The sequence below is a fragment of the Gemmatimonas sp. genome (genome assembly GCF_031426495.1).
Taxonomy (GTDB): Bacteria; Gemmatimonadota; Gemmatimonadetes; order Gemmatimonadales; family Gemmatimonadaceae; genus Gemmatimonas.
Genome location: NZ_JANPLK010000037.1, coordinates 61,054 through 74,798, shown reverse-complemented (window position 1 = coordinate 74,798; position 13,745 = coordinate 61,054). Strand labels below are relative to the sequence as shown.

General features: G+C 63.4%; 7 protein-coding genes. 2 read left to right on the top strand and 5 right to left on the bottom strand.

Features of this window, described 5'->3' with window-relative positions; translation table 11 throughout:
- Positions 1 to 86 precede the first annotated feature (86 nt).
- Both RMP10_RS09120 and RMP10_RS09115 read right to left on the bottom strand, forming a co-directional pair.
- The gene (locus tag RMP10_RS09120; RefSeq protein ID WP_310570023.1) at positions 87 to 566 is read right to left on the bottom strand and encodes a TspO/MBR family protein; all 480 of its coding nucleotides are present in this window, start codon (positions 564 to 566) and stop codon (positions 87 to 89) included.
- Between the two features lie 32 nt (positions 567 to 598).
- Positions 599 to 2,689, bottom strand: a complete 2,091-nt coding sequence (locus RMP10_RS09115) for a tetratricopeptide repeat protein (RefSeq protein ID WP_310570022.1) — start codon at positions 2,687 to 2,689, stop codon at positions 599 to 601.
- A gap of 171 nt (positions 2,690 to 2,860) precedes the next feature.
- Between RMP10_RS09115 and RMP10_RS09110 the strand changes: the two genes are divergently transcribed.
- A complete protein-coding gene (locus tag RMP10_RS09110) occupies positions 2,861 to 5,389 on the top strand; it encodes a zinc-dependent metalloprotease (RefSeq protein ID WP_310570021.1) in 2,529 nt (842 codons plus the stop codon).
- A 198-nt stretch (positions 5,390 to 5,587) separates the two neighbouring features.
- On the opposite strand, the gene RMP10_RS09105 is transcribed toward RMP10_RS09110, so the two are convergent.
- Both RMP10_RS09105 and RMP10_RS09100 read right to left on the bottom strand, forming a co-directional pair.
- On the bottom strand, positions 5,588 to 6,949 hold the full coding sequence (locus tag RMP10_RS09105; protein ID WP_310570020.1) for a hypothetical protein: 1,362 nt from the start codon (positions 6,947 to 6,949) through the stop codon (positions 5,588 to 5,590).
- Positions 6,950 to 6,994: 45 nt separating this feature from the next.
- The gene (locus tag RMP10_RS09100) at positions 6,995 to 10,105 is read right to left on the bottom strand and encodes a SusC/RagA family TonB-linked outer membrane protein (protein WP_310570019.1); all 3,111 of its coding nucleotides are present in this window, start codon (positions 10,103 to 10,105) and stop codon (positions 6,995 to 6,997) included.
- A 272-nt stretch (positions 10,106 to 10,377) separates the two neighbouring features.
- Between RMP10_RS09100 and RMP10_RS09095 the strand changes: the two genes are divergently transcribed.
- Positions 10,378 to 12,837, top strand: a complete 2,460-nt coding sequence (locus RMP10_RS09095; RefSeq protein ID WP_310570018.1) for a DUF5916 domain-containing protein — start codon at positions 10,378 to 10,380, stop codon at positions 12,835 to 12,837.
- A gap of 76 nt (positions 12,838 to 12,913) precedes the next feature.
- On the opposite strand, the gene RMP10_RS09090 is transcribed toward RMP10_RS09095, so the two are convergent.
- The gene (locus RMP10_RS09090; RefSeq protein WP_309672524.1) at positions 12,914 to 13,663 is read right to left on the bottom strand and encodes a Bax inhibitor-1/YccA family protein; all 750 of its coding nucleotides are present in this window, start codon (positions 13,661 to 13,663) and stop codon (positions 12,914 to 12,916) included.
- Between the last annotated feature and the right edge of the window lie 82 nt (positions 13,664 to 13,745).

Sequence of the window (13,745 nt, the reverse complement as noted above, 5' to 3'; positions counted from 1 at the left end):
CGCCCTCTAGCGAGCTCGACCGTATTGTCGAGACCGAATTACGGAGACCGTATCGCGGAGACCGTAGTACGGCACGCGAGTCGTCACTACAGAAGCGTCGGATTACGACGCCACACCACCACCGTGAGCGCAGTGGCGAAAGTGACCCACGTGAGATACGGCACAAAGAGCACCCCTGCGATGGTGTCGCGTCGCCAGAAGAGCACGAGCGTAATGGCGATGAGAATCCAGAGGCTTACCACTTCAATGGCGGCACCGAGTCCCGTTCGTCGCACAAAGAAGAAGTAGCTCCACGCCATGTTGAAGACGAGTTGTACTGCATACAACGACAACTCGACCTTAGCCCCGTTGAACCCTGCCTCACGCCAGACGCGCCACGCGGCGGTCCCCATGAGGATGTACAAGATTGTCCATGCTGGGCCGAACAGCCACCCGGGCGGGGCCCACTGCGGCTTCTGAAGAATCTGGTAGAACTCATTCGCCGACTTGGCGGTGACGGCACCACCGATGGCCGCGAGACTGGTACCGAGGATCCACGCGAGCAAGCTTGGAATTGATTGCAGCATACCTCTAAGATGATGGAAGGGACCGGCGAGCGTCAGGGACGCGCGGGTTTCACCGGTCTGAACCCCGACGGAACTCCGCACGGCACACATGCAATGAGTGCGCCCAGCAGAGCGAGGCTGGCGAGTCGGCGCAGGCGGGCAAGAGGCGCTCTCACCGCGGACAACACTAAAACTGATACATTGCGGCGACCGTATCGGGGTGCGCGGCCTCGAGCGCCTCCCAAGCGGCGAGCTCGAGCCACTGCCCGGGATGCTCGACAAGGAATCGTGTCTGCACCGCCGAGGAGACCTGAAAGCCAAGGAAGCGCAGCTTGAGCGTATCCAGATCGCGCTCGATGTCTGTCACCGTATAGCTCCTGCACGTGCATGCGCAGATCTCGGCAACCGCTCATCGAGAAGAAGTCGATGAACGACAGCGCTCCACGCGCCGGATGCACCGACGGCAACGCGAGGATGGCCTGTCGGCTGGCGCGAATGCCCTCGTCCGTCGCGGCGAACGCGCCCTGCCGCACCAACTCTCGGGCAGCGTCGATCTGCCGTCGCGCCGCCGTCGAGTAGAGGCCGATCTTCATGACGCCGTGCGGTTCGAGTATACGGATCAACCGGCGCCAGCCGTCGAGTGACTCGGCAAGATGATGCAATACTCCGGAGCAGGATACGATCGTGAACGATCCGACCAATTCGTCAAGGGCGAGGAGATCGCCGTGCGCGCACAACATTTTCGTCACGCCATCTCGCGCCGCCATGCGAGCGGCATACGCAAGGCTGGATCGACTCAGATCGATAGACGACACCACGGCATCAGGAAACGAGAGCGCCGTCTGCACCGGCTGCTGACCGCCCCCGCCGCCAGCCACCAGAATGCGCCGTGTTTCCGGTAGCGCCGAGTCGGTGGGACGCAACGCCCGTACGAACGCGGGGATTGACGTGACTGCGGGCTTCTGAAGCGTGACCCAACGCGGGTACGGGTTCTTCTCGTACAGCTCACGGACGAGCGTCGACACGCCTTCCGAGATTGACGTCAGCGCGGGCAGCGCGTCGGCGATCGCCCGCTCGGCGTGATAATCCACGACCTGTTCGCGCACGAGTCTGGCCATGACGTCAGACCACGTGCTGGTCCCGCCCGTTCTGAACGTGCGCCATGCCGGGAGCTGCCGCAACGTGTCGTACATGGTGGTGCGCATGATTGCCCATTCGCAATCGGCCTGGTTTTCCGCATCACGCAAGGCATCGTTGACACTGCGTCGCAGTTCCTCAAGCGCGACCCGCTCCTCGGCATCGACAGCCCAGCAGTACTCGGTATTGAACGCTTGCGAGGCGAGTGCACCGATGAACCGCGAGCAACTCGACGCAACCTCGGTCGGCGCCAACAACAGCGCTTTTCGAAGTCTCGTGAAGACCCACTCGATGTCTGCATCGGTCACCACCAAGCGCGGCAAAGCGGCGAGCAAGACTTCGTCGTGCGCAATCTCCTGCACGTCCTGCCATGCGACGCGCAGTACGTTTTCACCGTGCCGCAGCGCCGCCGCAACCGCGGCGTAGGCCGGCGTTGCTTTCACGAGTCCGAGCATCGCGCCGGATAACGCCTGCGCCGAGATCGATTCGTCGCGGCACAGGCTCAACAGGACTGATCGCACGAGTGGATTGCCCGATCCAAGGCTAACCCCTTGGAGCAGCATGGCCAGGCGCCCACGCAGCGCGCCTTCCTGGGGATACGCCGCGACGGCCTCGAACAGCATGACCAGCGCCTCCTCGAGCCGTCCGCCCTGCTGCAGCGCCGTGGACAGATTGAGCTGCGCGTCCACGTACGGGGTGCGCCGCACGATTGCCGCGCGGAACGACGCAATGGCCTCCGGCAGCTGGCCAAGGGCACGCCATGCGTCACCGAGCGCATTGTGAAAGTCGGCCCGGTGGTCGGCGAGCGCGACGGCTCGCTGCAGGAGCGGGACGGCCTCCGCGACCCGTCCGAGCTGGTACACTGCGAGTCCGAGCAAATAGACTGCATCGGTGTGCTTCGCGTCCCGCGCGAGTACCGCGCGATATCCCTGCTCCGCCTCGGCCAAGTGCCCCGCCTGATGCGCGGTGAGCGCGCGCTGCAGACCGTCAATCAACGATGTAGGCATGCCGCCGAGTGTATAGGGCGCATAGCGTTCTCCGCACGCCCTCGCCGCGGGTCTCGCCGCGGGTCTCGCCGCTGCCATTGGCGATCCATCACGCAGCGTTGCCGGTACGTAGAGCGAGTGGCACTATTGCCGGGCGTGTTTGGCCCGATCTGTCCCCCGTACCGGTTCCCTATGCACTTCCCCCGTAACCATCTCGCCGGCGTGCTCCTCTCCGCCGCGGCGAGCACCGTCATGGCGCCGGTCGCTTTGGCGCAGCAGACACCACCGGTGGGCGGCTCCGCACAGCCACCGGCAGAAGGCGCGGCCGCAGCCGTCGGCGCTGCCGCGCGTCGAGGCCCGCGCCCGTATGCGCAGGTGATTCCGGCACGGGCGCACACCGAACGCGGCGGCGTTACCGTCCACCGCGTCGATGACCGCTACTTCTTCGAAGTCCCCGACTCGCTCGTTGGGCGCGACTTCCTGATGGTCACTCGGGTGGCTGGAGTACCGGCTGGCGCCGGCGGATTCCAAAGTGCGGGCAGCTCACTCAACGAGCGATTGATCCGCTGGGAGCGCGTGAACGATCGCGTGCTGCTGAAGAGTGTGAGCACGGGAGCGGTGGCCGACGACTCGCTGCCGATCGCGCGCAGCGTGGCGCAGAACAACTATCCGGCGATCATCGGCGCCTTTCCGATTGCGGCGTTCGGACGCGACAGCGCCGCGTACGTGATCGACGTGACCGACTTCTTCGCGAACGACAATCCCGCCACGTCGGGGCTTGACGCGAACGCGCGTCGCACCTACGGCGTACGGCGATACGACGCGGCGCGTAGCTACATCAGCAGTGTGCGCGGCTTTCCGATCAACATCGAAGTTCGGCAGGTGCAAACGTTTGATGCCGCCACGCCGCCCAGCGATGCCGATGGGGCGACGGTCACGATGGAAACGCGGCAGTCGTTTGTACTGCTGCCGAAGACGCCGATGCGCCCGCGCTACGCCGACGCGCGTGTGGGCTACTTCTCAGTGGACCGCGTGAACTACGGACTCGATGTGCAAAAGGCCGAGAGTCAGGAGTTCATCACGCGATGGCGCCTCGAACCGAAGGATCCGGCAGCGTATGCACGCGGCGAACTGGTCGAGCCGATCAAGCCCATCGTGTACTATCTCGACCCCGCCACGCCGACGCGCTGGAAGCGCTACGTGCGCGAGGGCGTGGAGAACTGGCAAAAGGTATTCGAGAAGGCGGGGTTCAAGAATGCGATCCTGGCCAAGGATGCGCCAACGAAGGCGGACGATCCGGACTTCGACCTCGATGACGCGCGCTACTCCATCGTGCGCTGGGCGGCGAGCCTCACCCGCAATGCCACGGGTCCGCATACGCACGATCCGCGTTCTGGTGAAATCATCAACAGCGAGATCACGTGGTACCACAACCACATGCGCTCGTACCGCAACTGGCTCATGATGGAAACCGGAGCGGCCAATCCGTCGGCGCGCACGCTCGACATCCCGGAAGAGCTGATGGGCGAGACGATGCGTCAGGTGATCACGCACGAAATCGGTCACGCGCTTGGCCTGCAGCACAACATGATCGCGTCGGCCTCGTTCCCGGTGGACTCGTTGCGCAGTCCGTCGTTTACGAGCATCTACGGCGTGAGTGCGACCATCATGGACTACGCGCGTCAGAACTACATCGCGCAGCCGGGTGACGGCCTGCAGCCCAAGGACTTCATCCGTCGCGTCGGCCCGTTCGACGATTTCGCGATCAACTGGGGCTATCGCGTGATCGCGGCGCCGACCGCCGAGGCCGAGCGTGCCACGCTGCATCGCTGGCTCACGCAGCAGACCGGCCCGTTCCCGTATCGCTTCGCGTCGCAGCAGCTCGCGGCCGGCGATCCGCGCAATCAGACGGAAGATCTCGGGGACGATCCAATCAAGGCGTCGACGTTCTCGACGATGAACTACAAGCGCGTGATCCCGAATCTGGTGGCGTGGACCTCGACGCCAGGTGAGGACTACACCGAGCTCCGTGAGCTGTATGAGGAAACCGTAGCCCGCTGGTTCGGCAACATGAACCACGTGGCGACGATGGTCGGCGGTGTTGAAGTGGACCTCAAGACCTCCGAACAGACCGGTGCCGTGTATCGCCTCGTGCCGAAAGCGCGCCAACAGGCGGCGCTGGCGTTTCTGTCGTCGAACGTCTTCACCACGCCGGCGTGGCTGTCGCCACCGGGCATCGCGCAGCGGATCGGCCCGACCAACCTGGTATCGACGCGTCAGGCCGGCGTGCTCACGTCGCTGCTCACGTCGGCTCGCCTCGGGCGCCTGGCGGAATCGGAGAAGTACGATGTCGTGAACGCCTATCCGCTCGCTGAGTACATGTCGGACCTCAAGCGCACGGTGTTCAGCGGCAACGCACCAGACGCCGGCCGTCGTCAGCTGCAGCGGGTGTACGTGCAGCGTCTCGAAGCGCTCATCTCGCCACCGACTGCCCCAGCTGCCGGCCCGCCGGGCGGTGGTGGTGGTGCGGCCGCGCGATTCGTGCCATTCGTAACGGCGCCAGCACTCGCGCAGAGTGACTTGCCTGCCCTGGCCCGCTTGCAGCTGCGAGAGATTGAACGTGAAGCACGCGCCGCTGCGCTCGCCTCGGCCGGCACAACCAATCGCGCCCACTGGAGCGACCTCGCTGATCGCGTGACGGCGGTCCTAGAGCCGAAGTAAGTAAGGGGTACGGAGTAAGGGGTACGGAGTAAGGGGTACGGAGTAAGGGGTATGGAGTACGGGGTACGGAGTAAGGGGTACGGAGCAAGGGGTACGGAGTACGCGGTATCACGCACGACGGGCCCCGAACACTCCACCGTTTGGGGGCCCGTCTTCCTACTCCGTACTCCTTACTCCGTACTCCCTACTCCGCCGTTATCAAGGGAGCCGATCGGTGCAGCCCTTGAAGTTCGGGTTGTTCCGCTCGTCAGTCACCACGGGCAAATTCACATCGGAGGCGTAGTTGCCACCTTTGTAGTGCACGCCCTGCGGAAACGTGTTGTCGATCGTGCGTCCGTACTGGCGAATGAGACGACGCATGTCGCCCAAGCGCTGGCCACGGCTGAACGTCCAGAACGCCTTTTCGCGGAAGTGCAGCGATACACGGCTGGCTTCCGTGCCCGGATCGACCAACGCCGTCATGGCGGCGGGCTGGATCTCACCGAGCTTGGGCGGCGCGAGTCGGAGCGCATTGTGAATCGCGAGCCACGATGTCACGTTGCCCGCCTTGAGCGCCACTTCGGCTTCGATCATGCGCGCATCGATTCCGTTGACCACGTCCACTGCCGTGAACTGACCCCACATGGTCGTGGTGCGCGTATAGGTCTGCCCGTCCTGTCCGTTGATGGCCCCCGACGTCGGAATGGTCACCGGCAGACGCGGGTCCCTCGCTGAAGCAAACGGCGTCGCATTCCGGACAAGGATGATACGCGCGTTGCCCTCGAGGCTATCACCCACACTGTAGCGACGGGCACTGAGTCCCTGTCCCCAGATGGTGTTGGTACCAGCGGTGGCCGAGAAGGTGTGCTGATACTGGAAGGCGGTGGGGATACCCGTGACCAGCGTACCTGCCGTTGCGTAGTCATTGCGCGCTAACGCAACACGGGCACGCACCACGCGCAGGGACCGATTCATCAGCACGCTCGGGGCGTCGGTACCATTCGCGAATGTGAGACCGGAATCCAACGAGGCGGCCGCGATCGCAAACAGCTCCTGATTGCTTTTGGGAATACCGTCTTCAGGCGGCAACGCGTTGCCATTGCCAATCGGGACGCCGTTGCAGAAGTCCGACGCCAGCTGCATCTCGGCGAAGCCGCGAGCCAGATACATCTCGGCGATCAGCGCCCGCGCATCGGGACGCAACGCCACGAGTGCCGTTATGGCCTGATTTGAGCGCGTGCGCACACGATACAGGTTGCGGAGCATGCCGGTAATCGAGGAATTGAACTCCTGAATCTGACGCTGATCCGTTTCGTCGTTCTGAATGAACGTGGAACTGGTCGACCATTCGTCGGCCAGCAGTCCGCCGAACAGCCACGTGCTCTCACCCGCGCCTGTGGTGGAGCGGAAGGTGGAGATGGCACCATTGGCGATCGCCACCGCTGCCTGCGGCGTTGCCGCCTCGGCCGGAAGAATGATGTCGGGATCGGTGACTTGCAGGAACTCATCGTTCGCAGTCTGACAGGCAGCGGCAGACATCGCCACGGCAAGCGTGAGTCCGGTTCGCAAGCGTCGCGGCATGGTAGATCTGCCCGCGGATATTTTCTTGGTCATGGGGCGGATCTCCTAGTAGCCGACGTTAACGCGGAAGAGGAAGTAGCTGGGCGGACCGACAGTCTGGAACTCATTCGGTGCTTCCGTGCCGGAGGTCGTGTTGAAGCCCGACTCTGGATCAGTGCCACGATACTTGGTGCTGAGGAACAGGTTTCGGCCGGTAAGCACGAAGTTCAGTGACTTGGCGCGCGTGAGCTTCGAGGCGAGGGCTGGGGGCACGGTGTACTGCACCGACATTTCGCGAAGACGGACAAACGCGCCGGGCTGGAAATAGCCGTCGAGCGTGCGTGCCGAGTGCTCGTTGGCCGCAATGTTCGTGGCCTGATCGATGAAGTCGGCCTTCAGGTCGAGACGACCGGCGCAGTTCGGGCGCGTGCAGCGAATGCGCTCGGTGTTGTTGTACCACTTGTTGCCGCTACGGTAGTCCCACATGGTGCTGATCCGGAGTTTGCGGGAAAAGAGATCCCAGCCCGAGCCCAGCGTGACGGAATAGCGCGGAGCGGCATACCCACGGAAGATCGCCGAGTCGCCAACGAACACTTCGTTGCGCGCGGCATCCGCGTAATACGTGAGCAGTCCGTCGTTGTTCTTGTCGTCCCAACCAGTGATCGGGCGTGCCCACAGACCAGAAATCGGGTAGCCAGCCACGATGCGCGACGTGGTCCCGATCTGCGGCGGATTGTTGCCGAGCGACACGACCTTATTGTCGTTGGCGGAACCGGCGAGATTGATGTCCCAACCCAGCTTGTCACCCTGCAGCAGCTGCGCATTGATCGACACTTCGACGCCCGCATTCTTGACCGAGCCAAGGTTGCGCAGTTGCGACGCGACGATGCCGTACGACGGGGGCAGAACGGCGCTGATCAGCGCGTCCTGCGTGATCTTGCTGTAGTACGTCGCGTCGACGTTCAGGCGCGAATTGAACATCGACACTTCGAAACCGGTTTCCTGTTCGGCCGACCGTTCCGGCTTGAGGTCATCGTTGCCGAGCGCCGCCTGAATCACCGTGGGCTGATCGGCGCCGGCGATGCTCGTGCTGTTGGCCGTGAAGAAGCGGTTGGCGTCGTTCGGGCCCGGCTGCACGCCGGACTGACCGTAGGCGTACCGCAAGCGTACAGAGTTCACGAATGACGGCGCTTTCCACCACTCTTCCTGTGAAATCAGGTACGAGGCCGAGGCCTTCGGATACACGATGCTCTGGAAGTTGGTACCGAACGCCGAGTTCTGGTCGCTGCGCACGGCGGCAGTCAGGAACAAGCGATCACCGACGTTGATGGCCTGCTCCACGTACACACCAAACGTCTTCTGGATGGTCGTGCCTTCATTTGCCGACGGGATTGTGCCCGAGCCGACGATCTGCGAGCCGGGCGCCAGCTGGGTGGAACCCGTCTGCGCAAACGACGACCGATAGCCGATGTACTGCGCGCCGCCGGTCGTCTTCAGATTGAGATTGAAGAGGTTGTACGTCGCGGTGGAGCCAAGATCGACCGTGATGTTGTTCGTGTTCACGCGGTTGATGCCACGGGCACCGAGGCGCGTAGTGGCCGTGAGCGGCGGACCCTCGCCGTTCAGCAGCAGGTTTTCATCGCTGCGGCCGGTGAAGTCGCTGCCCACCGTGGCGCGATTGGCGAGCCAGCTGAACGGACGCCAGTTGGCACCTGCTGACCAAATGAAGCGATTGACGTCCTGACTGGTCTTTTCCTGCCACATGTAGCCAGGTGTCCAAGCGCGATATCCTAAGAGCGGCGTGCCAAGACCCGACACGGTGCCGTTGTCACGCGTGCCAGGACCGCCGAACAGATGCGACCCGAGACCGGCGGTCGCGTTCGACTCGAGCGAGTAGCGCTGCGAGACATTGATGAAGTTGGTCGCGACCGAGAGGTCGAGCTTCGGGTTGACGGCGGCATTCAGGTTCATGCGCAGCGACTTGCGCGCCATGACGTTCGGATGGCTGGTCCACGGTCGAATTGGCTGCTTCGACGAGGTCAAGCGGTCGCGCTCGAACTGCGGCAGTGAGAGCACACCCGTTTCCTTCTCGTCTTCGACGGAGAAGAAATAGCGGACAGCTTCCGTACCACCAGATACCTGGGCTCCCATCTGACGACGCAGGCCGACGCCCACCGGCGTCAGGTCTTTCTCGTCAAAGATATTTAGCGAAACGGTAGAGTCGGCCGTGCAGACGCCCGTTCCCACTGACTGCAGGCTGCACCCGTTCGTCCGAGACGACGTGGTAGACGTACCGGACTTCGCGAACAGGCTGTATGCGGCCGGATAGTAGTTCTTGTCGAAGAGTGTTCCGCCTTCGCCATACACGTTCCAGCGGGCAGCACCGGCACGACCCTTCTTGGTTGTCACCAAAATCACGCCGTTGGCCGCGTCGGTCCCGTAGAGCGTGGCCGCCGACGGTCCCTTTACGATCTCGATATTCTCGATTTCTTCCGGATTCAGATCGCCCACGCGGCTGGCGTTGTTGCCGCCGGTGGTGCCACCGCTGCCGGTTGCCGTGTTGAAGGCTGCGTTGTCGCTCGTCATACGGATGCCGTCGATGATCCAGATCGGCTCGTTAGACAAGCTGACGGAGTTCATACCACGCACGCGGATACGGGAACCAGTACCGGTTTGCGAACCGCTGGTGACCGTGACTCCCGGGGCACGCGAGTTCAACAAATCGCTCAGGTTCGACACGGGCGCGGTCTCGAGCAGTTTGCTGGCATCGATGTTGGCCGTCGCGTTCCCGATTTCCACCCGACGCTGTTCGCCGGTGGCCGTCGTGACGACGGCGGCCAGGTTGATGGCCGCGGTGGCCATCGCGAAGTCGAGATTCACCGTCTGACCGGCCGCAATCGGCACCCGCTTGGTCTGTTCGGTGTACCCGACGCGCAGGACGCGCACCGTGTACTCAGCGGCGGGAATGCCGCGCAGGATGAGGCGACCATCTACAGACGTTGCACCAGCGAAGGTGGTGCCGACGAGGAATACACGCGCAGCTTCGACCGGACGCTGGTTCGCAGCATCGGTCACACGGACGGACAGCGTTCCCGGCCCGCTTTGCGCGCGGGCTTGCGGAACAGCTACCGCGATCGTGCCTGCCAGTACCAGCAGTGCACGCCAGGGGTGTTGCATGAGCGGGTCTCCTCGAGGGTGGGAAGGAACTGGAGCGCCGACCGGCGACTGCGGGGGACGCCGTCGCCGTGGACCTTCGGTTGTCAAACCGAACACGAGCGGCTGATCAACCTTACTAGCATACATCTCAGCGCATAACTATGCGAACCAAGATGAGCTGAAGGCGACTTCATGTCAGTAGGTGGAACGCGTGCTACGTTTCCGCATCGACAACATGGCCGGATGAGTTCGGACTACCCGGTCCACTCGCCACCGATCTCGCACCGCGCAACGTGCCCACGTCATACCTCTTCGCTGTACTGCTGCAGGTCGCACTCCCGGTGCCGCCGGCCTCCACGGTGCCTGCCTCGCCACGGTCGACTTCCGGCGGGCTGTCGGCCGCCACCTCCACCAGTACGAACAGCGAAGCCGGTGGTTCACGTCACGCCGGCGCCGTGTTCCACGGACGCCGAGGACAGCTTACCGTGACCACGCCGCGTCGAGACGCGGCCGTAGTCGTCGACGGCCGGTTGGATGAACCGGCCTGGGCCGACGCCGCGCTGCTCACGGGATTCTCGCAATTCTTCCCAGCCGACGGCATCGCCGCGCAGGACAGCACCGAAGTGTTGGTGTGGTACTCGGCCACCGAACTGCACGTCGGCATCCGCGCCTTCGCCGCCCCGGGCAGCGTGCGCGCCACACTTTCCGATCGGGACAAGATCACGCAGGATGACAACGTTCAGCTGTTCCTTGGCACGTATGGCGACAGCCGACAGGCATTCGTGTTTGCCGTGAACCCGTTCGGCATTCAAAGTGACGGCGTGCTTACGGAAACCGGAGCGGTGCTGGGCGGCGGCTTCACGAGCACGTCGGCCAAGGCCCGTGAGAGCTCCGACCTGGCGCCCGATTACGTGTGGAAGTCGAAGGGACAACTCACGGACTTCGGCTATCAGGTGGAGCTGTCGATTCCGTTCAAGAGTTTACGTTATCGCGCGGGCGACGAGCAGCGTTGGCAGTTGAACGTGGCGCGCACCGTTCAGGCGTCCGGTCACGAGGAGACGTGGACGCCAGCACTGCGCGGCGCCGCCAGCTTCCTCGCGCAGTCGGGCGTGTTGGCGGGGCTACGTGATCTTCGGCGCGGGCTCACGGTGGACCTGATTCCGACGATCACCTCGAGCGCTGTGGGCACGCGCAACACCAGCACGTCCGCGTGGAACTACGACGGGGCGCGACCAGAGCTGGGCGGCAGCGTGCGCTGGGGCGTCACGAGCAATCTTACGGTAGCGGGCACGGCAAACCCGGACTTCTCGCAGGTCGAGGCCGATGCCACGCAGTTCTCGTATGATCCGCGTCAGGCCGTCTTCTTTCCGGAGCGCCGCCCATTCTTCCTGGAGAGTCAGGAACAGTTCACGACGCCGAACCGCCTGATCTATACGAGGCGAATCGCGCAGCCCGTTGCCTCGGGCAAACTCACGGGCAAGTACGGCGGATTCGATATCGGTGTGCTCTCGGCCTTGGATAACCAGGACGCGTCGTTCGACCAGAAGCATTCTCCGCTATACAACATTCTCCGCCTGCAGCGCGATCTCGGTTCGCAGAGTCGCGTCGGCGTCGCTTATACCGACAAGATCGACGGTCAGCGTTGGAATCGTGTGGTCGGCGTGGACGGCCGACTCGTGCGGGGCATCTACAACTTGCAGGGTCAGATCGCGAGCAGTTTCACGGGTAGTGACAGCGGCACCTTGCGCGCCCCGTTGTTCGATGCGAGTGCCTCACGCAATGGGCGCCGGTTCGTGGCCCGATACGCCATGAACGGGATCAGCCCCGACTTCGACGCGCAGTCGGGCTTCATCGCCCGCCCCGGCATTGCCAACCTTTCGGCCACCCATCGGTGGAATTTTTACGGCAAACCGAAGGCGCTGGTCGAGTTGTTCAGTCCCGAGCTTTTCATGCTGGGCCGGTATCAGTACGACCGCTTCGTGAACGGCGATGGCTCGCAGGACCGACAACTGCACCTGCGCAGCAACGCACGCTTACGCGGTGGCTGGCAGCTGGGCGCGCAACTTTTGCTCGAGGTGTTCGGCTACGACCCTTCGCTCTACAGCAATTATGTCATGTTGCGGCCGGGCGCCGCGGGGCGGACAGACACGGTGGCCTACACCGGTGCTCCGAAAATCGGCAATCGCGACTGGGTCTTCTCGCTCGGCACCCCCGAGTTCCGACGCTTCAGCTACAACGGCTTCGCCGTCGTCGGCTACGATGAGAACTTTCAGGAGTGGAGCTCATCACGGATCTTCAGCACGCAAAACACGTTGAACCTGCGCCCCACCGAGCAGTTGCGGGTTGCTGCCACCTGGAACTATGACACCTTCGACCGACGCAGCGACGGAACGCGCGTCCTCACGCGCAACACGCCTCGCATCCGCACCGAGTATCAGGTCACGCGACAGTTCTTCGTGCGCGTAATCGGTGAGCGCTCGGTGGTCACACAAGATTCGCTGCGCGACGATACGCGGACCGAGGCGCCGATCTATCTGCGCGGCGTCGATGGATCCCTCAGACGGGCCGCCGCCTTCGAACGGACGCGCGCACGCATCGACGTACTCTTGTCGTATCTACCGTCACCGGGCACCGTGGTGTATGTCGGCTACGGCGACGCACTCTCAGCGAATCGCCCCGGCGTGCCGGAGCGGCTGCAGCGCACGCGCGATCAGTACTTCATGAAGCTGAGCTATCTGTTCCGCTTGCAATGACGCATGGCGTGGCCCCACGAAAAAGCCCCGGTCGAGATCGACTCGACCGGGGCTTTGTCCGTTGAGGGGAAACGGACTAGTTGCGACGCCCCTGCAAGCGGGACAGCAAGCGCAGGAGTTCGAGATACAACCAGATCAGCGTGACCATGAGTCCGAACGCTGCGAACCACTCGAGCTGCTTTGGCGCACCCGACTGCACACCTTGCTCAATGCGGTCGAAGTCGAGCACCAGATTCAGCGCCGCAATTCCAGCGATGGCGAGGTTGATGCCGATCGCGAGTGGGCCTGACGATGTGAAGTACCCAATGGACACGCCGAACAGCGACAGCACCATCGAGCCAAGATAGAAGAGACCGATGCCGATCATCGCAGCCAGCATCATCCGCTTGAAGCCTTCCGTGGCGCGCAGGATGTTGAAGCGGTACAGCAGGAACACCGATGCGGCCACACCAAACGTGAGCAGTACGGCCTGCTGCGGCAGGCCGGCAAAGCGCAGGTTGTACAGCGCCGACACCGCGCCCAGGAAGATGCCCTGCAGCGACGCATAGATCGGCGCGCTCCACGGCGCGGTCTGCGGCTTGAAGCTGGCAATCATGCCGACGATGAACCCGCCGATGCCACCCAGCAGCATGGCCGGCATGAGCAGGTCGAGGTTTCCCGTGGCGAACTGCTGCCAAGTGACAGCAGCCGAGAAGAGCACGACCGCGAGCAGGATCGCGGCCTTGCCCGCCACGCCGGCGGTGGTCATGGAACCCGAGCGCGAACCGGCGGCGGTGGCACGTGCCGCGTCGGCCAGGCGGGACAGAACGGGATTCGTAGTGCGCATAGTCTATCGTCGTCGAGAGAGGTGAATCAGCGTACAGATAGAACATACCCCACAGTGCTCAGTCTGGCCGACCTTCATATAT